Origin of the sequence: Paraburkholderia flagellata (assembly GCF_021390645.1) — a bacterium.
In the GTDB taxonomy this organism is placed as follows: Bacteria; Pseudomonadota; Gammaproteobacteria; order Burkholderiales; family Burkholderiaceae; genus Paraburkholderia; species Paraburkholderia flagellata.
This window is the reverse complement of the sequence record NZ_JAJEJT010000001.1, coordinates 334,103-356,317: the sequence shown is the minus strand read 5'-3', so window position 1 is coordinate 356,317 and position 22,215 is coordinate 334,103. Positions and strand designations below refer to the sequence as shown.

Annotated in this window: 18 protein-coding genes; 4 read left to right on the top strand and 14 right to left on the bottom strand. The window is 65.7% G+C overall.

Annotation, left to right across the window (positions count from 1 at the left end):
• The first annotated feature begins 21 nt into the window (after window positions 1-21).
• Window positions 22-1,302 carry an amino acid deaminase gene (locus L0U83_RS01640; protein ID WP_233879787.1) on the top strand — a complete coding sequence of 427 codons (1,281 nt, stop codon included), beginning with the start codon at window positions 22-24 and terminating at the stop codon, window positions 1,300-1,302.
• 35 nt (window positions 1,303-1,337) lie between these two features.
• Here L0U83_RS01640 and L0U83_RS01635 read toward each other — a convergent pair whose 3' ends face one another.
• Window positions 1,338-1,820: a MarR family winged helix-turn-helix transcriptional regulator gene (locus tag L0U83_RS01635; RefSeq protein ID WP_233879785.1), complete on the bottom strand. Its 483-nt coding sequence runs from the start codon at window positions 1,818-1,820 to the stop codon at window positions 1,338-1,340.
• Window positions 1,821-1,896: 76 nt separating this feature from the next.
• A complete protein-coding gene (locus L0U83_RS01630) occupies window positions 1,897-3,492 on the bottom strand; it encodes an MDR family MFS transporter (protein ID WP_233879778.1) in 1,596 nt (531 codons plus the stop codon).
• A gap of 131 nt (window positions 3,493-3,623) precedes the next feature.
• On the opposite strand from L0U83_RS01630, the gene L0U83_RS01625 reads away from it, so the two are divergent.
• Window positions 3,624-4,502 carry an EcsC family protein gene (locus tag L0U83_RS01625; RefSeq protein WP_233879776.1) on the top strand — a complete coding sequence of 293 codons (879 nt, stop codon included), beginning with the start codon at window positions 3,624-3,626 and terminating at the stop codon, window positions 4,500-4,502.
• Here the strand turns inward: L0U83_RS01625 and L0U83_RS01620 are convergent.
• From L0U83_RS01620 to L0U83_RS01610, 3 genes are all read right to left on the bottom strand, one after another.
• Window positions 4,472-5,440, bottom strand: a complete 969-nt coding sequence (locus tag L0U83_RS01620; RefSeq protein ID WP_233879774.1) for an alpha/beta hydrolase — start codon at window positions 5,438-5,440, stop codon at window positions 4,472-4,474. The two genes, L0U83_RS01625 and L0U83_RS01620, sit on opposite strands and share 31 nt — an antisense overlap.
• A 155-nt stretch (window positions 5,441-5,595) precedes the next feature.
• The gene (locus L0U83_RS01615) at window positions 5,596-6,030 is read right to left on the bottom strand and encodes a CHRD domain-containing protein (RefSeq protein ID WP_233879772.1); all 435 of its coding nucleotides are present in this window, start codon (window positions 6,028-6,030) and stop codon (window positions 5,596-5,598) included.
• A gap of 249 nt (window positions 6,031-6,279) precedes the next feature.
• Window positions 6,280-7,440, bottom strand: coding sequence for a porin (locus L0U83_RS01610; protein ID WP_233879764.1), 1,161 nt, complete (start codon window positions 7,438-7,440; stop codon window positions 6,280-6,282).
• 457 nt (window positions 7,441-7,897) lie between these two features.
• Between L0U83_RS01610 and L0U83_RS01605 the strand changes: the two genes are divergently transcribed.
• Window positions 7,898-8,842: a LysR family transcriptional regulator gene (locus tag L0U83_RS01605; RefSeq protein ID WP_233879762.1), complete on the top strand. Its 945-nt coding sequence runs from the start codon at window positions 7,898-7,900 to the stop codon at window positions 8,840-8,842.
• A gap of 206 nt (window positions 8,843-9,048) precedes the next feature.
• Here the strand turns inward: L0U83_RS01605 and L0U83_RS01600 are convergent, their stop codons facing one another.
• The 6 genes from L0U83_RS01600 to L0U83_RS01575 form a co-directional block, all read right to left on the bottom strand.
• Window positions 9,049-13,656 (bottom strand): ATP-binding protein, encoded by a 4,608-nt coding sequence (locus tag L0U83_RS01600; RefSeq protein ID WP_233879760.1) that lies wholly within the window; start codon window positions 13,654-13,656, stop codon window positions 9,049-9,051.
• A 21-nt stretch (window positions 13,657-13,677) separates the two neighbouring features.
• Window positions 13,678-14,409, bottom strand: a complete 732-nt coding sequence (locus L0U83_RS01595) for an aquaporin (RefSeq protein WP_233879758.1) — start codon at window positions 14,407-14,409, stop codon at window positions 13,678-13,680.
• A 239-nt stretch (window positions 14,410-14,648) separates the two neighbouring features.
• Window positions 14,649-15,332 carry a response regulator gene (locus L0U83_RS01590; RefSeq protein WP_233879742.1) on the bottom strand — a complete coding sequence of 228 codons (684 nt, stop codon included), beginning with the start codon at window positions 15,330-15,332 and terminating at the stop codon, window positions 14,649-14,651.
• A gap of 26 nt (window positions 15,333-15,358) precedes the next feature.
• A complete protein-coding gene (locus tag L0U83_RS01585; RefSeq protein ID WP_308445012.1) occupies window positions 15,359-16,108 on the bottom strand; it encodes a response regulator in 750 nt (249 codons plus the stop codon).
• Window positions 16,109-16,143: 35 nt separating this feature from the next.
• Window positions 16,144-16,785 (bottom strand): response regulator, encoded by a 642-nt coding sequence (locus L0U83_RS01580; protein WP_233879740.1) that lies wholly within the window; start codon window positions 16,783-16,785, stop codon window positions 16,144-16,146.
• Between the two features lie 246 nt (window positions 16,786-17,031).
• Window positions 17,032-18,354 carry an MFS transporter gene (locus L0U83_RS01575; protein ID WP_233879738.1) on the bottom strand — a complete coding sequence of 441 codons (1,323 nt, stop codon included), beginning with the start codon at window positions 18,352-18,354 and terminating at the stop codon, window positions 17,032-17,034.
• 136 nt (window positions 18,355-18,490) lie between these two features.
• On the opposite strand from L0U83_RS01575, the gene L0U83_RS01570 reads away from it, so the two are divergent.
• Window positions 18,491-19,366 carry a LysR family transcriptional regulator gene (locus L0U83_RS01570; RefSeq protein ID WP_233879736.1) on the top strand — a complete coding sequence of 292 codons (876 nt, stop codon included), beginning with the start codon at window positions 18,491-18,493 and terminating at the stop codon, window positions 19,364-19,366.
• A gap of 28 nt (window positions 19,367-19,394) precedes the next feature.
• Here the strand turns inward: L0U83_RS01570 and L0U83_RS01565 are convergent, their stop codons facing one another.
• The 3 genes from L0U83_RS01565 to L0U83_RS01555 all read right to left on the bottom strand — a co-directional run bounded on the left by L0U83_RS01565 (window position 19,395) and on the right by L0U83_RS01555 (window position 22,208).
• The gene (locus tag L0U83_RS01565) at window positions 19,395-20,366 is read right to left on the bottom strand and encodes a threo-3-hydroxy-L-aspartate ammonia-lyase (RefSeq protein ID WP_233879734.1); all 972 of its coding nucleotides are present in this window, start codon (window positions 20,364-20,366) and stop codon (window positions 19,395-19,397) included.
• Window positions 20,363-21,043: a helix-turn-helix transcriptional regulator gene (locus L0U83_RS01560; protein WP_233879732.1), complete on the bottom strand. Its 681-nt coding sequence runs from the start codon at window positions 21,041-21,043 to the stop codon at window positions 20,363-20,365. Before L0U83_RS01560 ends, L0U83_RS01565 begins: the two co-directional genes overlap by 4 nt.
• Before the next feature lie 142 nt (window positions 21,044-21,185).
• The gene (locus tag L0U83_RS01555) at window positions 21,186-22,208 is read right to left on the bottom strand and encodes a 2Fe-2S iron-sulfur cluster binding domain-containing protein (RefSeq protein WP_233879719.1); all 1,023 of its coding nucleotides are present in this window, start codon (window positions 22,206-22,208) and stop codon (window positions 21,186-21,188) included.
• Window positions 22,209-22,215 lie beyond the last annotated feature (7 nt).

Below are 22,215 nucleotides of genomic sequence, written 5' to 3'. Positions count from 1 at the left end.
AAGCATATGGAGCGAAGGGAAATGAAAGTTACAAACTATCAGAGTGCAACGATCGACCCGAATAGCAAGGGCCTTGGCAACCTACCGGGCGCGAGCGTGCCGCTCGGGGACGCTGGGCGCCTCGAATGGAATCTACTCGAAGAGGACGTGAGCCTGCCGGCAGCTGTGCTTTATGCCGATCGCGTCGAGCACAACCTCAAGTGGATGCAGGACTTCGTCACGCGCTATGGCGTGAAGCTCGCCCCGCACGGCAAAACGACGATGGCGCCGCAGCTCTTTCGCCGCCAGATCGAGACAGGCGCGTGGGGCATCACGCTCGCCACGGCGCACCAGACGCGCGCCGCCTATCGCGGTGGCATCTCGCGCGTGCTGATGGCGAACCAGCTCGTGGGCCGCCACAACATGGCGATCATCGCCGAGTTGCTGAGCGACGCGAGCTTCGAGTTCTTCTGCCTCGTCGATTCGGTGGAAGGCGTGGAGCACCTGGGCGAGTTCTTCCGCACCGCAGGCCGCACGCTGCAGGTGCTGCTCGAACTGGGCGTCCCGCGCGGGCGCACGGGCGTGCGCGACGCCGACACGCGCAACGCCGTGCTCGCCGCCATCGCGCGCTATCCCGACTCGCTCAAGCTAGCGGGCGTGGAGATCTACGAGGGCATCCTCAAGGAAGAAAGCGAAGTACGCACCTTCCTGCGCGACGCGCTGAACGTCACCGAGGAACTGGCCGCCGCTGGCCGCTTCGCGCGCTCGCCCGCGCTGCTCTCGGGCGCGGGCTCGGCCTGGTACGACGTCGTCGCGGAAGAGTTCGCGCCGGCCACGCAAGCCGGCACGATCGACGTGGTGCTGCGTCCCGGCTGCTACCTCACGCACGACGTGGGCGTCTACAAGCAGGCTCAGTCGCAGATCCTCACGCGCAACCCCGTGGCGCGCGAGATGGGCGTGGCGCTCCTGCCCGCGTTGCAGCTGTGGGCCTATGTGCAGTCGATTCCGGAGCCGGGCCGCGCCATCATCGGCTTTGGCAAACGCGATGCCGCGTTCGACGCCGGCTTTCCGGAACCATCGCGTCACTATCGCCCGGCGAATGGCGGCGCACCGCGCGAAGTGGCGGCGAGCGAAGGCTGGGAAGTGTTTCAGATGATGGATCAGCACGCCTACCTGAAGATTCCGGCGGGCGCGGATCTGAAGGTCGGCGACATGATCGCGTTCGACATCTCGCACCCCTGCCTCACGTTCGACAAGTGGCGCCAGGTGCTGATGGTCGACGCGAAATATCGCGTGACGGAAGTGATCGAGACGTTCTTCTGAGTGCTGCGCGCCTCGTTGAAATCTACCGTGCGGGCTTAGCCCGCTTCGGGCTCGGCCTCCTGAGCCTGAGCGAGCGCAGCCGCCGCCGTGGCCGTGGCCGCCTCGCCGATGCGCGCCTCCATCATCCCCAACGCGCCCGAGAGCGCCGCGAGCGCGTCGTCGGGCAGCGACATCGTCACGTTCAGGAACGCGTTGCGGCGCGGCAGGCCCTCTTCGATCACGGCGCGGCCCGCGTCGGTCAGCGTGACATTGGTGATGCGGTTGTCGCGCTCGTCGGCGCGGCGCGCGATCCAGCCGAGCGACTCCAGCGCCTTCAATTGCCGCGTGAGCGCGCCCGGGTCCACGCGCAGCCGCTCCACGAGCCGCTTTTGTGACGACTCGCCGTTCTGCTCGTAAAGCGCGAGCAGAATGCGCCAGCGCGGCAGCGGATGCCCGACCTGCGCCTCGAACGCCGACATGAACGCCCGGTAGGTCCGTCCAAACTGCTGGACGATGGCGATGCGATCCTGAATTTCCATACTTTGTTTTCCTGCCGGCTTCCTTGCCAGCTTCTGCCGGTGTGCACTGCAAAGCCCCAATGCGGGCCGAGGCAATTCAATCCGCGTGAATGACGGGCTCCAGCTTGCGCTGCAGCTTGACCGGCGGCACGCGCCGGGTTTGCCAGATCGACACCACTGCGATCACCGCCGCCACGGCAATGCCCAGGTGAATCGCGCCCACGAGCGCCTCGCGCGCGGCTTCGAGCAGCGGCGCGCCATTATGCCCGGCGTGTGTGAGATCGGCGATCAGCGAAGCTTGCGCGTCGCGGTTGATGAGGATTTGCGGGTCGGCGAGCTGCGGCAGCCAGTGCGTGGCGTGATCGGCGTCCAGCGCGCGTTGCACGCCGCTCGAATACAGCTGCGTGACCATCGTGCCGGTGAGCGCCGTGCCGATCATGCCGCCTATCATCCGCAGCGACTGCAGCAGCGCCGTGGCGATGCCCAGATGCTCGCGCCCGGCGGTCTGCTGCGCGAACACGGTGAGGTTCGGCATGACGAAGCCAAGGCCGATGCCCGCCACGATCATGAACGCCATGAGCAGACCGCGCGGCGTGCCGCGCGTGGCGAGCGCCACCGCGAAGCACGCCGCCGCGATCATCGTGAAGCCGATGTAGAGCATCAGGTTCGGATTGCGGATGCGCGAGACGATGCGCCCGTTCGCGATACTGCCGATCGTGATGAACACCACGAGCGGCGTGATGACGACGCCCGCTTCCTTCGGCGTCATGCCGAAGCCGCCCTGGAACAGGAGCGGGGCGTAGAAGAGCAGCGAAAACATCGTGAAGCCGCCCAGCACGGCGAGCGTGAAGAGCGCGTTCAGGCTCGCGTTGCGGAACATGTCGACGGGCAGGATGGCCTGCGGGCAGCGCCGCTCCCATTGCCAGAGCGCCCAGCCGGCCACCAGCGCGAGGGCGAGCAGGCCGATGGCCGAAGCGCTGAGCCCGTGTCCCGGCAGACGCTCCACGAAAAGCTGCAGGCTGCCGAGCGCGAGCGCGATCAGGAGCGCGCCTGGCCAGTCGAGGCGCATGCGCGCCTCGTGCGCGACGTGGCGCAGATGCGGCAGATACTTCCACACGAAAAACAGCGAAAGCAGGCCCACGGGCAGATTCACGTAGAACACGGAACGCCAGCCGTAATACTGCGTGAGGAAGCCGCCGAGCGATGGCCCGACCGCGTTGGCGATACCAAACGCGGAGCTCATGAGCACCTGCCAGCGCAGGCGCACGACGGAATCGGGAAAGAGATCGGGAATGCAGGCGAACGCCGTGCCGACCAGCATGCCGCCGCCGATGCCTTGCAGCCCGCGCGCGATCACGAGGAACAGCATGCTGTTGGCGGCGCCGCACAGCACAGAGGCGGCGGTGAACACGACGATCGACGCGATCACGAACGGCTTGCGCCCGTAATAGTCGCCGAGACGTCCAAAAATGGGGACGGTAATGACCGAGGTGAGCAGATAAGACGTGGCGACCCACGCGTAAAGCTCGAAGCCGCGCAACTCGGCGACGATGGTCGGCAGCGCGGTGCCCACCACGGTCTGGTCGAGCGCGACGAGCATCGTCACGAACGAGACGCCGAGCATCGCCAGCAGCGACTCCCGGAACGGCAGAACCTGCCCGCTCGAATGGTGGGCAGCGGTATGAACGGCCATTTTTTGATCCAGCAACGGTTGACGCGTCAAAGATTAATCATCATAGCACGGCGCGATCCACTACACTGGGGCGTCGAACGGCGGCGATAACCCGCCAACGTTGCTGAAAATGCGGGAGCGCAATGGAACCCATGACCGAACCCACAAGCGAACCCACAGCCGCCGATCCGGCCCGCGCGGGCGCCGGCGCGGCGTTCGCCGAGGCCGATCTCGACGCGCTGCGGCACGCCAAACATCAGCTCGAAACGCCGCCGCTCGGCATGAAGCTCGCGGCCATCGTGGGTGCGCCGGTGGAAAAGCTGCTCGCGCGGCTGCCCGGCGTCGCGAACGACAAAGTGGCCGACGCAACGCAAACGGCGCTGCGCAAGTGCCTGCAACTCGCATTGAAAACGCTCGGCAAGCAAGGTGCGCTCTCCACCGCTGAACCTCGCACGAGCCCAAAGCCGAGCAACTTGCTGCACAAGTTTGCGGTTGCGACCACGGGCGCGGCGGGCGGCGCATTCGGCCTTTTCGCGCTGCCGGTCGAGTTGCCCGTCACGACCACGCTAATGTTTCGCTCGATTTGCGACATCGCGCGCAGCGAAGGCGAGAATCTGGCCAGCACCGACGCGCAGTTGCAATGCCTGACCGTTTTCGGCATGGGCGGCCGCTCGCCTGCCGACGACGAAGCCGACTTCGGCTATTTCATCGTGCGCGGCGCACTCGCGAAGGCGGTATCGGCGGCATCGTCGGAAATGGCAACGAAGGGTTTCGCCGCGCATGGTTCAACCGCGCTCCTCAAGCTCATGCAGACCGTGGCCGCGCGCTTCTCCGTGCAGGTGAGCGAGCAGGTCGCGGCGAAATCGATACCGGCCATCGGCGCGGTGCTCGGCGCGATGGTCAACACCGTGTTCATCGACCATTTCCAGCAGGTGGCGCATGGGCACTTCACCGTGCGCCGGCTCGAGCGCCGCTACGGCGAGGCCGCCGTGCACGCGGCCTACGACGCGATCGACGTTTCGCTCGATTGAGGCGGCTGCGGCTTCTCGTCGCCGCGCGCCGGCGCGGCACTCACGCGGCGCATGAAGTTCGCGGCGACGTCGAGCGTGCGGCGCGCTTCGGGCATGAACGGCGCATAGATCGGCCAGATGTGCGGCATGCCGCTGGCAATCTCGCACTCCACCGATACGCCGGCGGCGCGCGCGCGCTCGACTACGCGGCGCGTGTCGTCGAGCAGCGTTTCGGAGCTTCCCACGAAGAGGCTTAGCGGCGGCAGGCCGCGAAAGTCTGCATAGAGCGGCGACACGTAGGGATCGGTCGCGCTTGCCGAGCCGAGGTAGAGCGGCGCGATGCGCGCGAATACCTCGCCGCTGAACATGGGATCGCGCCCGTCGTTCTCGGGTATCGAGGCGCCCGTTGCAGCAAGATCCGTCCATGGTGAAAAGAGCACCGCCCCAGCGGGGAGCGGATCGCCCGCGTCGCGCAAGGCGACGAGTGTGGCGAGCGCAAGCCCACCGCCTGCCGAATCGCCGCCAATCACAATCGAGCCGGGCCGCGTTCCGTTTGCCAGCAACTGGCGATACGCGGCCAATGCGTCCTCGAGCGCGGCGGGAAACGGATGCTCGGGCGCGAGCCGATAGTCGAGCGAGAAGACATCGGCGCCAGCGCGCTTGCCGAGGCCAAACGAAATCGCGCGCTGCGAGCGCGGCGAGCAGAAGTAATACCCACCGCCATGCAGATAGAGGAGCGTGCGCTGCGCGGGCGAGCCCTCGCGGATGAGCCACTCGCCGCGCAACGGGATATCGGAGGCGTCGTACTGTTCGCGCAAGCGCCAGCCGCTCGGCGCGCCTGGCGTCCAGATGCGCCTCGCCGTCAGCATGCGCACGCGTGCGACGTTGATCGGCTTGCGCGTTTGCGGCAGAAAAGTGCGGCGCAAGAACCTGCAGATCAGCCTGCTTTGCCAGCTCATCGGCTCAGTCCTCCGCGGCTCCCAAACCGGGCTCAACCCGCACTCGGAGGCGGTCAATCGCGGCGGTCAATTCATACAGTCCCGCAATCAGACTTCGTTTGCGGGAACGAGCGACGCGCGCTGTCCGGCGAGTGAGGCGAACGATCGCGCGCCGATCAATTGGCGGGCAGCACCTGGCCGCGAATCTCGCCTGACGGGTTCTGCGCCGTATGAACGTTGAAATACCACTGGCCGCCCATCAGCTGGGTGACCTGCTGTTCGTTGAGCGTGGCGGAGCCCTTGATCGGGCTTGCCAGTTCGCCCTTCGGAATCGGTACCTGCACTCCGGCGTTCTGTCCAACCGGTGCAGGGCCGTGGAAGTGCGCAGCCATCGCCGGGCCAGAGAGGCCTTCGTAGGTGATAGTCCAGTTCAGCGATTTCGTAGACGTGTCGAACGTGGCGTTGAGCATGCCGTGGCCCTGGCTCACACGCGGCGGGACTTCGCTGGACGGTTCGAGATCGGCTTTCAGTGCGACGGTGTCGGCGTACGCGGCGCCAGAGACGAGGACACACAGAGCGAGAGCGAGCTGCAGCGGACGAAGCACATTCATGGAATTTCTCCTGTTTTTGTGGCGCGCTGCACCAGAAGGCACAAAGCCGCGCTCTCACATGCTAGAGCAAATCCGCTGGGCGCGTCCGCTGCGCCGATGTCGGCCCACCGTAAGCCATGGGCAATAAAAAAAGGCGCCGCGAGCGGCGCCTTTCAACCCAAGTACTACCTTCTTGCCATCCGGCGCTACGCGTTTCCCGTTCGCAATGCTTGTGACGATCGCAATTGAAAACGCGAAGACACCGAATTCTTAGAAGCGGTGACGGATACCCGTCGTGATAACACCCTGCGTCTTCGAGGCGGAGACACCGCCGCTCGAGGTGTAACCGACTTGCGTCAGGAGAGTCGCATTCGTACCGGCACCCCAGAGGCCCACGCCTTCGAGGTAAATGTCGGTGCGCTTGGAGAGCGCGTAGTCCGCTTGCAGACCGAACTGATGCCAATGAGCCGAGTTGCTGCCCGTAACGTCCGTGAGCGGCAGCGTGCCCAGCGCGTTCGTATAGGCGTACATCGCGCCAATGCCGAGCGCCGGCGTCAGGTTGTAGCGTCCGTTGACTTCAATGTTGTTGATGCGCGTGGAACGCGCGCCTTGATTGTCGACACGCGTCTGCGTGTACAGGACGCCCGCGACGGCCGGACCAAACGCATAGTTTGCACCGGCGCCCCACGTGCGCAGATGCTGGTTCTGACCGAACAGCCCGTTGCTGGTAATCGGCGTGTTGACGACCGCGCCATTCGCGTTGGAGTCGAAGCCCCCGCTGCTCTGCGCTTGCGTGTAGGCCGCGCCCACGCGCAGGCCGCCGTAGTTGTAGCCTGCGCCGAAGCTATAGGCACGGTTGTTCGCGAAGCCCCCGGCCTGGTTCGAAAAGCCGTACAGAGCGCTGGCCTCGAAACCCGAGTAGTTCGCGCTGCGGAACTTCACCGAGTTATTGATCGAGTACGAGCCGTTGAGGTTGTCGTTGTCAAAGTTGTGGGCCATGTAGGTGCCGCCCCACGTGCCCGCAGCCGACAGCGGCGCAAGATAGTCGACCACGCCGTCGAACTGGCGACCGAAGGTGACCGTGCCGTACTGGTCTTGCGACAGACCGACGTATGACTGACGATTGAACAGGCTGCCGTTCATCTTGCCGTTCGAAACGTCGAAGCCGCTTTCGAGCGTGAAGATCGCGCGCAGACCGCCACCCAGATCTTCGCTGCCGCGCAGGCCCCAACGGCTCGCCGAGAGGTTACCGCTCGTCATGGCGAAATTCCTGTTGCCGCTGATCGTCCCGTCGGAATTTACCTTCGCGATATTGGTCGTATAGGTAATGCCGGCATCGACAATACCGTACAGCGTGACGCTGCTTTGCGCGTACGACGCAGATGCAAAAGTCGCAGCGACAGCCGCCGCGATAGCCAGTTTCTTGTTCATAAACTTCCCTCGATGCAAGGCCTTTCGGCAAAAATGGATGCCGTCGCCGGCCTCACGCCGGCATAGCGATTCCGTAGTGCGGTGAATGCAGCACCGCGTTGATTTGCATGGCGAAGTTTATGGGCGTCGCCTTTTGACGAACCACCCGACAGCTCGACAAAAGCCTTTTTGAATTAGTTGAATTCCCCTCCGGTAAACCCTCAAACGCTTGTGACTCAATGCTCACGAGTTATCTCGTTTTTTTCTCTCTCAATCATTTTCATTCGGTATCCCGATAAAGCGTTGCAATCGGACAACACTGGCATTTCGGGATAAAGCATCGAATCAGACAAGTCCCATTCCGCTCGCCCAACGCGCATCGGTACTATCCCTCTCGGCGAGCGCCAACGCGTGTCTCGCGACTCCACTCTTCTCCATCGCAGCACCCATCCGCCTAGTGTCCACGCCCCCCAAAAACATGAATCAGCTTCAGGCCATGCGCGTGTTCATCAGCGTTGCCGAGCACGGCTCTTTCGGCCGCGCGGCGATGAGTCTGAACATGTCGAACGCGGTGGTCACCCGCTACGTGGCGTTGCTCGAAGCCCATCTCGAAACGCGGCTCATCAACCGCAACACGCGCAGCGCGTCCCTCACTGAGGCAGGAGCCGCCTATGCTCAGGGCTGCCGGCAGATCCTCGACGATCTGGCGCGCATCGAAACGCATATCGCGCATGGCGTATCGGTGCCATCAGGCACGTTGCGCCTCGTTGCGCACGCTTCGTTTTCCCTGCACGACCTCACGCCGATGCTCAAGTGCTACCTCGACGCGTTCCCGAAAGTCCGCCTCTCGCTCACGCTGCTGCACCGCCCGGTCGACCTGATCGAGGAAGGATTCGACGCTGGCATCGTGGCGCCTCGCCAGGTGAGCGGCGGCACGCTGATTCGCCGCCCGCTTCTGAGCGTCGCGCCGGTCGCCGTCGCATCGCCAGCCTATCTTGCGCGCCATGCGACGCCGCAATGCCCCGCCGATCTCCCCGGCCACACGCTGCTTGCGCCTTCCGCCGATATTCACGGCAACGAGTGGCACTTCGAAGGCCCAGGCGGCACGCGTGAACCTGTGTTGATCGAGCCGGCGTACGCTGTGAACAATTCAGTGATGCTGCGTCAGGCCGCGATCGCGGGTATGGGCATCACGATCCTGCCAGCGAACCAGGTGGACGCCGATCTTGCAGCCGGCCAACTCGTGCGCGTGCTTGCCGGATGGGACATCCGTGACGCAGACAAGGAACTCTCGCTCGTCTACCCCGGCCGCCGCCACGTTCCGGCAAAAACACGTTCGTTCGTTGACTTCACAGTCGAATGGTTTCGCCGGCACGACACCTCAACGGCAAGCGCGATTACCGGCATTCTCTGTAATAGTTAATTGATCGAAATTGTCTCGATTTCTTTCTGCCCGCCAACTAAGCTAGGAACTGCGAGAAGTGACTCTTCATCGAAGGGTCTCCAAGCTTGAACGCGGCTTCGGCCGCGTTTTTTTTCGCCCGGATTTTCCACCGGCTTAATGCCCCGTTTTCGCCCGCTTGTTGCGCTCTATTTCCTGGCGCCCGTCCAATTCCTGATGCACATCATTCAAGCAAGCAGAGCGGCCTGTTGCTCGATTCCGCCGAGCATCGCCTGGCACGTGCGGATGAGCGCATAGCCCTCCTCGCGCAGTTGCTCGGCAGTGTGACTGTTCATGTGACGGCGGAACGTCTCGAGCTCGGCGAGCAGCGCTGGGTATTGCAGCACGCCCACCGCACCGGCGAGCCGATGATGCCACTCGCGCAAGCGCGCGACGTCGACTTGTTCGAGGAGCGGCGGCAACGCGTCCAGGTCGTCGCGCATCGCCGAAACGAACGAGCCGAGCAACGTTTTCACGGTCGCCTCCCCGCCCCAGACCTGGATCATATGCGCGAGATCCAGGGGCTCGAACGTGCGCGCGTGTGAAGGCTTTTCCGCGCGCGTTTCCTCAGAACCGCCGCGCTCCGGGGGAGTCGACTCCGATGCCCCCGAAACCTTCGGAGCCCTTGAAGCCCGCGACGCTGCCTGCCCCGCCGCTGGCCTGTTTCCGCCCGCTGCGCGCGTGGCTTCGCCCTGCATGGTGCGCTGCATGCCCTCCACGCCGAACCAGCGCGCGAGGTACTCGCGCAGCGTAGCCACGCGCGTGGGCTTGATGAGGCATTCGTCCATGCCAGCTTCGCTGCACCGGCTCATGTTCTCGGGCGCCGTATTGGCAGTGATGCCGAGTATCGGCAAGCGCCGCGCGCTGCGCGCCTCTTGCTCCATTTGACGTATGCGCCGCGCGAGATCGTAGCCCGACACGTTCGGCATATGACAGTCGGTTATCAGGCAGCCGTATTCGCATTCGGCCAGCGCTTCGAGCGCCTTCGCACCATCGTCGACGACGTCGCATGCGAACCCGATCAATGCCAGTTGATGGCGGATCAGCTCCTGATTGACGGGATGGTCTTCCGCCACGAGGATGAGGCGACCGGCAGCGCGTTCCTGCTCGCGATCGGGCGCGGGGAGTGTCGTCTCGACATCGGAGGCCGGACGCGACGGGCTGGCCGCCTTGACCGGCAGCCCCGCCAGCGCCATTGCGCAAACGACGCTCAAGCCACGCCAGGACAACGGGTTGACGCTCACGCGCACGCCGCTCTCGGCAACGCGATAACCGCTTGGCTTTGGGTTCTCCGTCAGGCAAAGCACAGGCGCACTGAGCTTGCCCAACCGATCGACCAGCGCTTCCGACACGAACAGTAGATCGGCCTTGTCCGCGCGCGCGGCGCGGGCGAGGTCCGCTGGCGCGACGCGGCGCATTTTCATGCCAAGCGCCGAGCCAAAATGCATCAATGCGGCGGCGACATTCGCGTCCTCGCACGTCACGAGCGCACGCTTGCCGCGCAGCCCGCCGGCCGTTCCGCTTCGGGTCTCCACTGGTAAATCGATGTGCAGCGTGAGGCAGGTACCGCGATCCACCTCGCTCTCGAGCTCCAGCGTGCCGCCCATCAACGCCGCGAGCTTGCGGCAGATCGTGAGGCCGAGTCCCGTGCCGCCGAAGCGTCGCGTAGTCGAGGTCTCGGCCTGCACGAACGGCTCGAAGAGCTGCGCTTGCGCTGCGGGCGCAATACCGATTCCCGTGTCGGTCACCGAGATCGAAAGCCGCTGGTGAGCGGGCAGCGCGCCGCCGCTGGCGCCGATATCGCGTGCGCGGACATGCACACTCACCTCGCCCGCCAGCGTGAACTTGATTGCATTACCGAACAGATTGAAGAGGATCTGCCGCAGGCGCACGCTGTCGCCGCGCAAGAGCGCCGCGACCTCCGGCTTCACATCCACGCGCACCTTCAGCCCCTTCTCGTGCGCGCGTGCGGCCAGCAGCCCGACGGCGTTGTCGACGAGTTCGCGCATGTCGAACGGCTGCGAGTCGATTACGAGATGGCCGGCCTGGATCTTCGAGTAGTCGAGCAGATCGTCGAGTATCTGCAGCAGTGCCCCCGCCGATTCGTGCACCATGTCGACCATTTGCGCCTGATCGGGGTTGAGCGGCGTGCGCTCGAGCACCTCGACGAGACCCAGTACGCCGTTCATCGGCGTGCGGATCTCGTGGCTCATCATGGCGAGAAAATCGTCCTTCGCGCGAGAGGCCGCCTCTGCGGTGTCGCGCGCGTGCTCGAGTTCGTCTGCGCGTGCGTGCTCGACGTTCGCATCCAGCGCATAGCCGCTCCAGACGATCGCGCCGCCTTCGGCGCGGCGCGGCGCGAACTCCGCACGCACCCACACGAATCCGGCCGCGCCCTGGAAGCGGAACTCGGCGTGCACGGGAATGAACCGGCGCGCGGAGCGTTCGAGCTGCGAGGCGAGGCGCGCGCGATCATGACGCCCCACCCGCGAGAGATCGACCGAATGCGCGCGGCGCAGCGCGTCGACGGTGTCGCCGAGCAGCCGCTGTGTGTCGCCACCAATGTACGGAAACGAGTAGCGTCCATCGGGCTCGCGGCGCAACTGGAACACGATCGCGGGCAGCGAACCCGTCACCTCCGAGAGGAGCCGCTCCGATTCGCGTTCGCGCAGCTCAGCGCGGCGAATGTCCGTGACATCGATCATCGTGCCGAGCACGCAGAACGGCGCGCCCTGCGGGTCGCGGCACAGGCGCGTCCAGAAAATGCCATGACGTGCCTCCCCGAGCGCGTTCTCGAAGATCAGCTCGACACGCTGGCTCTCCCCCTCGACGATCGTGAGCCGGTAGAGATCGTCCATGCGGCGGCTGTTTTCGGGGCCCCACGCCATCACGGCCGAACCGGTGCGCCCGACGACGCGGGCGCGCGCCAGGCCCGTCGATTCCTCGTAGGCGCGATTGATCGCGAGATAGCGGTTTTCGAGATCCCGCGCACCGAGGGGATACGGGATCATCTCCATCATCGTGTCCTGCAGTTCCACCTGCCGCGCGAGCACCTGCTCCGCGCGCCGGCGCCTGTGCATTTCGCGCTGGAGCAGTACGTAGGCGCGCAGCGTGACGAGAAGCAGCACGCCGAACACGATCAAGAGCGGCAGGAGCCGCAATGCGTTCACGCTCCAGCCACCGTCCCGGGCGGAGACGGCGGCGGTCCAGCGATTGCGGATCTGCTGCTGTTCGGCGGGCGGCATCGCGCCGAGTGCGCGATTGATGAGTCCCGCGAGCGGGGCGAGCTCGCAGCGCACGGCAAACGCCGTCGAATCATCGACACCTATCGCGCCCAGCACCTTCAGCGTCTCGAGATAGGTGCCGCTGAGCGGCTCGTCGAGCGCGGCCGCGTTGCCCACCAGCACATCGGCCTCGTGGCGATCGACCATCGTGAGCCCTGCTGCGAGGCTCGCAGCGCGCACGACCTGCGTACCCGGCAATTCCTGCATTTCAGGCGCGTGCGGCGCCAGCACGATGCGGCGGCCCGTGAAGTCGGCAAGCGAGCGCGCCATCGGCTCGTCGCGGCGCCCCACCATGACGAGCGGATAGTGCTCGAACGCGTCCGTGTAGACCACGCCGGAGCCGAACACCCCATCGCTCACCGCAGTTGCGGCGAGCGCGATCTCGCCACGTTGCAACGCGGCCCCGGCGCTCGTCCAGGGAGAAATAGGCACGCGCTCGAAGGTAATGCCAAGGGTGCGCGCCAGATAGTCGAGATAGTCGTTGGCCATGCCCGACGGCTTGCCGGCTTTGTTCGTGAGGCTGAACGGCAGCCAGCCGCCGTCGTAGCCCACTTTCAGCGGCGGCAAGGCGCGCAGCCACGCGCGCTCGTTGGCGCTCAGGCTGAACGCGGAAGGCGACGCCCGTCCCGGCGCGCCGCCGTCGAACCAGCGTGCCCGCTCGGCCGCTGCCGCGGCAGGTCGCACGCCAGCCAGAAGAAGGTCGAGGCGATCGCGCAGTACCGCCTTGGAGACCGGTACGCCATAGCGCAGCTCGCGCATGCGGTCGCGCTCCTCGAAAGCGACGCGCAGATCGCCGAATCCTGCGAGCGTAAGCTGATAGCGCGCCACTGGCGAATAGCCCGCGTAGACGTCGGCCTTACCCTGTGCGACGGCGTGCAGCGCAGCCTGCGTGGTCGCGAACGTTTCGATGCGCGCCTGCGCGAAGCGCTCGCGCAATGCGGATTCGAGGGCGTAGCCGCGCTCGACTGCAAACGTCGCGCGCGCGAGGCGCGCCGGCTGGGTCGCGAGCGCGGTATGCCCTGCACGCGTGACGAATGCCGTGGCGCCAGTCAGGTATGGCACCGTAAAAGCAAGACAGCGCTCGCGCGACGGCGTGCGCGCGAGGCTCATCACGATGTCGACATCGCCCGCGCAGGCCGCCGCGAGCAACGCCGGCATGTCCGCAAAGACGCGTGGCTGAAGCTTGACGCCGGCACCGGCGAGAAGGCGCAGATAGTCAGCGCTGAAACCGGTGAGCGTGGCGCCGTCAAGCACTTCGAGCGGCGCCCAGCCCCCCGCTAGCACGCCGACGACGAGCTGCGGCGGCAGCGACGTGGCGATCGGCCGCGAGAGCGCGATGCCCTCGCTGGTTGGCTCACACTGCGTCGCAGCGCTCGCCGCCGCCGCGGAAAACGCGAGCACCCATGCCGCGGCGAGCGCGCCAAGGTAGGCAAACCCGCACGCAATTCCACGCCCTCGCCACAATGTTGTCGGGCGCGCGCGAAGACAGAAGATGCGGAGAATCGGCCTCATCGGCAAGCGCCAGACTGGATTTCAGACGCCGTCGCGCGATGGCGTGGGGGCAACACGCGGGCGGCGGCCCACGAGGCGGTACGCCGCGCCGGCCGCGGCGCCCCCCAACAGCGGCGCGGCCCAGAAGAGCCAGAGCTGATCGAGCGCCCACTCGCCGACGAACAACGCGGGACCGGTCGACCGCGCCGGATTCGCGCCGCCGTTACTCACGGGGATGGCGATGAGATAGATGGCGGCAAGGCAAGCGCCAATGGCGAGCGCCGCAGTCTTGCGGCGTGCAACCGTGCTCGACATCAGAAGATGGAAGAGGACGAACACGAACGAGACCGCCAGCTCCAGCAGGAACACGGCGGAGAGCGCGTATTCGCTCGGCGAATGTTCGTCGTAGCCGTTGCTGCCGAGGTCGGACACCGCGACGGAAAAGCCCGGGCGCCCGCTCGCCACGCGTACGAGCAAGGCCGCGCCGAGAATGGCGCCGATGGTCTGCGCCGCGAGGTAGGGCCCGGTATCGCGCACCGGAAAGCGCCCGGAAACCGTGTAACCAATCGTGACAGCGGGATTGAAGTGGGCGCTCGCCGCGCGTGCGGCGGCATAGTTCGCGACTGTGAGCGCGAGCCCGAAGGCCGCGGCGACTACCAGAACGTTGAAACCCTGCGAGGGCGGATTCGCGTTGAGCGCCGTGGCTGCGCAACCGGCGAACACGAGCCATGCGGTGCCCGCACCCTCGACCGCCAAACGCCTACCGAGCTTCATTGTTTCGTCTCCGTGTCCCAACTAGATCCCGGCGCAATTCCGACGGTCCCGTCCTTTGATCGCATTGCAAGGACGGCAATATCTGACGAGCCATGCGTTGAGCTTGGGATTATGGGGAGACGATCCCCGCATTCAGATAGGAGAACTCTTAAAACGCTGTGCGCGTTGCGCAAGACAAGGCGGGAGCAATTCCTACGGATGCCGGAATGAATTGGGGACGTACGCTGCCCAGGGATGAATCAGGTCAGCCCCACCTGCGTAGCGAAGTCGCTCAGATCGCGCTCCGTGACGAGCCCGAGCTTGCGCATGGTGCTGCGCTTTTGCGCGCTGATCGTTTTGCCGCTGCGCTGAAACCGTTGGGCAATCTGACAGATCGACATACCCTGCGCGTAGAGCTGGAAGACTTCCCATTCGCGCGCGCTTGGCGTACCCGCGCAGGGGGGGCACGTGGCGTCGGCCCGTGCGAGCGTTTCGCGGACGCGCCGCGAGAGAAACGGCGCGCGCACGCGAGCGGCGGCAACGGCGAGCAGGAGTTCGTGCGCGACGTCGCACTTGTCGACGATAACGTTCAGGCCGTGATGCACAAGGCCCGTCAGAACGTGCGGCGTCGACACCATGCTCAGGACGACGACCGCAGGCGCGCCTCGCGTTTGCGCGAGGCGCCGCAGAAGAGTAAGGGAGCCATATTCGCCGTCGAGCCCCGGCATGCAGAGATCGGAAATGACGACGTCGCAGGCGGTCATATCGAGCTGCACGGCGAGCGCATGCGTGTCGCTGGCTTCGCCAACGACGAGGGCTTGCTCCGTTGCGTGCAGCAGGTTCGTCACGCCGAGCCGGATGCACGCGTGGTCATCGGCCACGATTGCGCGCAGCGGCTCGCCCGCGCAAAGCGCGTCTTCTCGAACGACCCGGGTAGCATGCATCGGAGACCTCGCGTGCAAAGGATCGCTCAGGTTTGCTCGTTCTGCGTCACGCCGCATTCGAGCGCAAAGCGATAAAGCTCGATATCGTTGCTGAGCGCGAGCTTCTTCATCGCCGCACACTTTTGCGCGCTGATCGTCTTGACGCTGCGCCCGAGCAGACCTGCGATTTCCGTCACGCCGAGTCCCGTCGCATAATGCATGATCACCTCGAATTCGCGCCGCGTGAGAAGGCGATACACCTCTTCGCGCCGCTCGGCGCGGGCCGCTTCCGTGAGCAGGTCACGCACGACCGGGCCAACGTACTTTTCGCGCGCCATCGCCGACATGATCGCGACCGGGATCAGATCGATGCGGTCGCGCTTGCTGAGCACGGCATTCACATCGAGATCGATGGCCTTGCGCAGCACCGAGGCGTCGCTTTCCATGGTGAGTATCACCACTGCCTTTTGCGGGAAACCGGCGCGAAAGGCGCGGATGGCGTCGGGTCCGTCCAGCTCGCCGGGCAACGCCATGTAAAGGTCCATCAGGACGAGATCGAATACGTGCTGCTGCGCCACTTCGAACAGTTCGGGCACGCCGCGCGCACGCGCAACGATCTGCACGTTGGGATAGTTGACGAGCATGCTTTCCAGCGCATACACCACGAGCGGATGATCGTCGGCGATGATCACGCGCACAGGCGCCGCGAGGTCGGCGGTATCGGTCATATTGCGCGCCGCCAGGGCCGCGCGCCATTCGTCGTGCTCACGCATGGTGCCGCGGGAAGCGGTAGCCACGGCGGCATCATCCACCGGCGGCAAGGAAAGCGGGTTCATAAGAGTCCGTGCGCCCTGACAAAGGCGAAGAGTCCTGCGTCGTTGCTCACGCCGAGCTTCGCCATGGCATCACGCTTCTGGCTGCTTACCGTGCGCACGTCGCGGCCGAGCGCGCGCGCAATTTCCGTGATCGAACTGCCGCTTGCGAATTTGCGGATCACCTCCGATTCGCGCGGCGTCAAACGCGGCACACACATGTCGGGCGGGCAGGCGGCGGCCGCGAGATCGCGCTCGACGGCCGGGCTGAGATGGGCAAGCCCCTGTGCGGCCCCACGCACGATGGCGGCGAGTTCGTCCAGGGGCTCGGTCTTACGCAACATGGCGATCACGCCCGCGTGCGCCACCGCGCGCAGGATGGCGGCGTTCGCAACGCTGGTCAGCACGACCACGGGGATATGAGGCCAGTCGCGGCGCAAACGCCGCACGAGGCGCAGGCCGTCTTCGGCTTCGCCGGAAGCAGGCGGCATGTTGAGGTCGGTGACCACGACGTCGCACGGGACGGTTTCGAGCGTCTGCAATAACTCTGGCGCGCCGCACGCTTCACCCACGACCTCGATATCGTCTCCCACGAGGAGCGCGGAGCGAACGCCAAGCAGAACGAATGGATGATCGTCGGCGAGGACGACACGTAGCTTCACACTGAATCTCCTTCGAGGTGGACTGGCGCGGGTGCGGTGCGCCGCATGAGCGCACCGGCAACCGACAACATCAGCAAGGTCGTTCATCTGACCATTGAAATCCAGCCGTCGAAATCGGAGATTTCCGAAACGTTAAATGATCCTTAATTTCGGCTTGCGCGTGAGTTATGCCCGATCGCGGTGACTTTGTAGAATTATTTCGTGCATCGGTCTGATATCTCGAGACAAATCCTACACGCGGCATCGTCAAGCAGCGGCGCGCTCATGAGCGCGTTGTCCACACTCTCCAGCGCGCCCGGCGCCGCTGCGCTCGCGAGGCGCTGCGAATGCGGGCCATGCCAGCGCGGCGCAAAGCGCAGCCGCCGCCCAGACCAGGGGCCACCCAAACGATGACAACAGCAGCGGGATGGCTGAAGGCGCGACGAAGAACGCCAGGAATGCGCCCGTGTTGCCCATGGCAAGCGCGGTTCCCACACGGCCGTTGCCTGCGAGCGTCGCGAGTTCGGTGAAGGCAACGCCATGCCAGGCGGAAGCGGCAATGCCGCCCAGCACGATCACTGCGGCAAGCAGCACGACGAACGCTCCGTTTGCACGATGCGTATGCGACGCAAAAGCCGTCAGCGCGGCAAGGACAACGAAAAGCGCAACGGTGAGTGCGGCGCTGCCGCGCAGCCAGGTGCGCCGGTCGCCGTGCCGATCGGTCCAGCGCCCGCCGTACACACGCATGAACGCCGCGCCGCCCTGCACCGCCGCAAGCGTCGCGCTGACTGCCGCAGTGCCTGCATGGCCGACGTCGTGCAGAAAAATGCTTGCGAACGAGAGCACGGCCACTTGCGGAATGCACAACACCCCAATGCCCGTCACCATGCGCCACACGCTCACGCTGCCCAGCGGCGAGACTGAGCGCTGCACTGCCGCAGCCGGCTCGTGCGAGGCGGCCGACGTATTCGCTGCGTCCTGCGCGTGCACAGGTTCGTGCAACCAGACGATCGTGAGCACGGTGGACACCGCACACATGAAGGCGAGCGCGCCATATACGGCCGCGAATCCCGCATGCTCGGCGAGCGCTGGCAGCATGAGCGCGCCAAGCCCGCCACCGGCTGGCACGGCGGTCTGCCGGATGCTCATCGCAAGGCCGCGCTCGTGGGTGGCGAACCACGCCATCACCGCGCGCCCGCTCGAGCCGTTCACGCTGCCGCCAAGCAGACCGAGCGCGAGCAGGCCCACCGCGAGCATCGTCGCACTGGGCGCATGCGCGCCCGCCGGTGCGCCCCAGCGCGCCATCGCGACGAGTGCGAGCGCGGTGGTGGTCAGCCCCGTGAGCAGCACGCGCCGGTCGCCCCAGCGATCCGTCAGGAGTCCCCAAGGAAGCTCGCTTAGCACGATGCCAAGTCCCAGCATGCCGAGCACGACGCCCAGTTCACCCGTACCGATGTGGTAACCAGAGCGGATCAACACGCCCGTTGCGGGAATGCCGCCGAGCGCTGCCGCAAAACTGGCGTTGGCCGCCACGCCCACCGCAAGCACTTTCCAGCGATGTGCCGCGCCCCGCGTTGTACTTCGTCCCATGATGACCTCCAGAAAACGGTTGACTGAGGGCATCGTAGAGGCGCAACATCCATCGGAAAAGCGGGAAATTCCAATTTATAAATTCGGAATTTCCGAATCATGAGATGGCAGGAAAGACCCCGGATCAAGCTGAACCATGAACGCACGCGGTTTCGATCTCGCGCAGTTGCGCACATTCATCGCCGTTACCGAAGCGGGCAGTGTTTCCGCGGGGGCGGAGCGGGTGTTCCTTTCGCAGTCGTCGGTGAGCGAGCAGTTGAAGAAGCTCGAAGAGCGCGTGGGCCAGCCGCTTTTCGTGCGCAGCAAGCAGGGCATGTCCGCCACGCCTGCGGGCGCGAAGCTGCTCGACCACGCGCGCCGCATCGTCGCGCTTTGCGACGCCGCCTTCGACGACATGCTCGGCCGCACGCTCGACGGCGAGGTGCGCATCGCGATCACGGACTATTACCGGCCGCACGACGTCGCCGAGATCATCCGGCGCTTCGCAAACCAGCATCCGCGCCTGCGCCTGCACGTGACCGTGCTGCCGAGCGCCGTGATCGACAGCAGCGCCGACGACAATGCCTACGACATCGGGCTATCTCTGCGGCTGATGGAGGAAGGCCGCGGCACGCACAAGAGCACAGCGATACGGCGCGAAAAACTGGTGTGGGTAGGCGCGGCGCAAACGCTGCGCGAGCGGCCTATGCTCACGCCGCCCTGGCCGCTCGTGCTGCTGCCGGCGACCTGCCAGTTGCAGCGCCGTGTCGTGAGATTACTCGACGAAGCGCGCATGCCCTACCTGATTTCGCATTCGGCTTCGGGCGTGGCCGGGCTGCAGCTCGCGCTCAAGGCGGGCTTGGGGATCTCGTGTCTGAACGAGTCGGCGATCGGCGAAGGACTGATGGCGTGCCCGGCTTCATTCGGCTTGCCCGCACTGCCAGCGGCCGAATTTCATCTGTTGCCGGGGCGGCCCGGCGAGTCCGCGCACGTGACGAACGCGCGCGCGGCGCTCGCGGAACTGCTCGGCTGAGGCGCCCCTGCTAGGTAAACCGGTCGCATTAACCGGCGGCCTGTACCAGCTCCGCAAAACGCAGCAGATCGACGTTGCCGCCGGAGATGAGCACACCCACGCGCTTGCCGCGCACGTCCACCTTCCCGTGCAGCACCGCCGCCGCCGCGAGGCAACCCGTGGGCTCGACCACGAGCTTCATGCGGCTCGCGAAGAACTTCATCGTGTCGACGAGTTCCGCGTCGCTCACCGTGACGATCTCGCTCACGCGCTCGCGAATCACCGCGAAAGTCAGGTTGCCGAGGTGCTGGGTTTGCGCGCCGTCGGCGAGCGTCTTCGGCGTGTCGATGTGGACGATCTCACCCGTCTTCAGGCTGCGCTGACCGTCGTTGCCGGCCTCCGGCTCGACGCCGATCACCGTGCACGCGGGCGAGAGCCCATGCGCGGCGGTCGCACAGCCCGACAGCAGCCCGCCGCCGCCAAGCGGCGTGATCAGCAGATCGAGTTCGCCCGCTTCCTCGAAGAGTTCCTTCGCGGCCGTGCCCTGCCCGGCCATCACGTGCGCATGGTCGTAGGGCGGAATCAGGGTGAGGCCGCGCTCAGCGGCGAGCCGCTTGCCGAGCGCCTCGCGGTCCTCGGTGTAGCGGTCGTAGAAGACAACCTCGCCGCCATAGCCGCGCGTTGCCTCCACCTTCACGGCGGGCGCGTCGTGCGGCATCACGATCACGGCCTTCACGCCGAGCAGGCGCGCCGACAGCGCGATCGCCTGCGCATGGTTGCCCGAAGAAAACGTGATCACGCCGCCCGCCTTCTGCTCCGGCGTGAACTGCGCAATCGCGTTATAAGCGCCGCGGAACTTGAACGCGCCCATGCGCTGCAAGTTCTCGCATTTGAAGAAAAGCTGCGCGCCCGTGCGTTCGTTCGCGGTTCGCGAAGTCAGAACCGGCGTGCGATGCGCGACGCCACGCAGGCGTTCGTGGGCGGCGGCGACGTCTTCGAAGGTAATCGGCAGAGTGCTCATGGTCGTTCTTCGGCTGGCAGGTAGGTGTAGACGGTCGAGCGCGCAACGCCGAGCGTGGTGGCCACGTCGGCGAGCGCATGACGCAGGTTCAGAAGTCCGTTCGCCGCGAGTTCGCGCACGGCCTCACGGCGCTGCGCGAGCGTCATGCCGATAGGCGTGGTGTTGCGCGTGGCGGCGAAGCGTTCGAGCGCCTCGCGCACGCAGCCTGCGGCGCGCGGCGCGAGCGTTTCGGTCACGGGCGCGGCCGTGCTGGTCTGGATCAGTTGGCCGAGGCCCGCCGTTACCGCGCCGATCAGCGAGACATCCATGTTCAGGCAGAGCGCCGCGACGTACTCGCCCGCGCTGTTCTTGAGGCCGATGGACGTGCTTTTGGCCGGACGCCCATCGGGAAAGCGGTTCGGATAGTTGGCGACGACTTCGGGAAAGCCGGAGTCGGTGATGCGCGCGAGACCCATTTCAGTGGCGGCGTCGCCGACTTGTCGTCCTGACAGATTGTTCGCGATCGCCACGACGGAATGCTCGGGCCGCGTGAGGTCGTGCAGCACCACCTCGACGAGCGGCGCGAGCGTCTGGCCGAGCGCAGCGACGATCTTCTCGCCTTCGCGCAGGAGCAGCGCGTTTTCGTCAGTGGAATGGCCAGAACGGGGTTTGCGGATTGGCATCATGATGTTGGACATTTTGACAGTTAATGACTGAATGTCAATTGTTTGAATGGATCGCTCAGCGTTGTCGTGCATGGCCGCCCGACGCGCGAAAAAAAACCCCGCCCGAAGGCGAGGTCAATCAGACACGGAGATAAACCACACACTGCATTGCCACTCAGACCGTGAAGCGCTCGCTGACGAACTGCGCAGACGGCACGCGCGAACTCGCCGCGACCGCCTGTGCGGCGCTCACCATCGCGGGCGGACCGCAAACGTAGAGATCGGGCGCCGCTCCTTCGCCAGCGAGCGCGGCGGCCAGCGCTTCGACAGGAGTGCTGTGCGAGCCTTGCCAGCCATCGGGCGCTTCGCGCACGCAAAGCTCGACGCGCAGTTGCGGCAGCGCCGCCCGAAGCGCGTCCAGTTCGTCGAGCATGAAAAGCTCGCTCTCGCGATTCACGCCGAAGAACAGGCGTGCGTCGTTCATTTCGCCGTATTCGGCCATGCGGCGCAGCATCGAGAGCACGGGAGCGAGGCCCGTGCCACCCGCCACGAACCAGCGCGGGCGCAAACTATCGGCGATCAAACCGAAACCGCCTTGCGGGCCGTGAACGGTGAGCACGTCGCCGGGCTGCGCCCGATCGCGCAGATACGCCGAAAACTCGCCTTGCGGCCGCAGCCGGATCAGGAATTCGAGGCGCCCTTCCCAGTTGCTCGTGTTGGCAAGCGAGAACGGGCGCTTCACGCGAGCCTCGGGCAACTCCAGCTCCGCGAACTGGCCCGCTTCGAACTCGGCGGCGCTGCCGCTGGTGTCGTCGGCGTCGAGAAGCAGTTCGAGACGGCGCGTGTCGTCGGCGATCGTTTCCAGCGCGGCGATGCGCGCCGTGCGCGTGGCGACCGGTCGCAGCAACACCTTCGTGTGATCGTACGGCGCGGCGACGCGCAAGTCGGCCGAAGGCCTCGTGCGGCACAGCAGAACCGCCTGCGGGTCGGCCGAGGGAAGCGCGTCCGCGCTGTGATCGCCGAGCGTGTACGTGCCTTCGGTCACGGTGGCGTGGCACGCGCCGCAGCTGCCGCGCCGGCACTGCGACGGCAGCGTGATGTCCGCCGCCGCCGCCGCGCTCAGCACGTCCTGCCCCGGCTCGCACGCGAAGCCGAACGCCTGGCCGTCGCGCGTGGTGAGCTCGATTTGATAACTCATGACGTTT

Bases quoted from the DNA above. Each gene is read 5' to 3' on its own strand.
- L0U83_RS01565 (WP_233879734.1), bottom strand. From the start codon at position 20,366: ATGAGCACTCTGCCGATTACCTTCGAAGACGTCGCCGCCGCCCACGAA.
- L0U83_RS01605 (WP_233879762.1), top strand. From the start codon at position 7,898: ATGAATCAGCTTCAGGCCATGCGCGTGTTCATCAGCGTTGCCGAGCAC.
- L0U83_RS01600 (WP_233879760.1), bottom strand. From the start codon at position 13,656: ATGAGGCCGATTCTCCGCATCTTCTGTCTTCGCGCGCGCCCGACAACA.
- L0U83_RS01615 (WP_233879772.1), bottom strand. From the start codon at position 6,030: ATGAATGTGCTTCGTCCGCTGCAGCTCGCTCTCGCTCTGTGTGTCCTC.
- L0U83_RS01640 (WP_233879787.1), top strand. From the start codon at position 22: ATGAAAGTTACAAACTATCAGAGTGCAACGATCGACCCGAATAGCAAG.
- L0U83_RS01625 (WP_233879776.1), top strand. From the start codon at position 3,624: ATGACCGAACCCACAAGCGAACCCACAGCCGCCGATCCGGCCCGCGCG.
- L0U83_RS01595 (WP_233879758.1), bottom strand. From the start codon at position 14,409: ATGAAGCTCGGTAGGCGTTTGGCGGTCGAGGGTGCGGGCACCGCATGG.
- L0U83_RS01635 (WP_233879785.1), bottom strand. From the start codon at position 1,820: ATGGAAATTCAGGATCGCATCGCCATCGTCCAGCAGTTTGGACGGACC.
- L0U83_RS01575 (WP_233879738.1), bottom strand. From the start codon at position 18,354: ATGGGACGAAGTACAACGCGGGGCGCGGCACATCGCTGGAAAGTGCTT.
- L0U83_RS01555 (WP_233879719.1), bottom strand. From the start codon at position 22,208: ATGAGTTATCAAATCGAGCTCACCACGCGCGACGGCCAGGCGTTCGGC.
- L0U83_RS01610 (WP_233879764.1), bottom strand. From the start codon at position 7,440: ATGAACAAGAAACTGGCTATCGCGGCGGCTGTCGCTGCGACTTTTGCA.
- L0U83_RS01570 (WP_233879736.1), top strand. From the start codon at position 18,491: ATGAACGCACGCGGTTTCGATCTCGCGCAGTTGCGCACATTCATCGCC.
- L0U83_RS01560 (WP_233879732.1), bottom strand. From the start codon at position 21,043: ATGTCCAACATCATGATGCCAATCCGCAAACCCCGTTCTGGCCATTCC.
- L0U83_RS01620 (WP_233879774.1), bottom strand. From the start codon at position 5,440: ATGAGCTGGCAAAGCAGGCTGATCTGCAGGTTCTTGCGCCGCACTTTT.
- L0U83_RS01630 (WP_233879778.1), bottom strand. From the start codon at position 3,492: ATGGCCGTTCATACCGCTGCCCACCATTCGAGCGGGCAGGTTCTGCCG.
- L0U83_RS01590 (WP_233879742.1), bottom strand. From the start codon at position 15,332: ATGCATGCTACCCGGGTCGTTCGAGAAGACGCGCTTTGCGCGGGCGAG.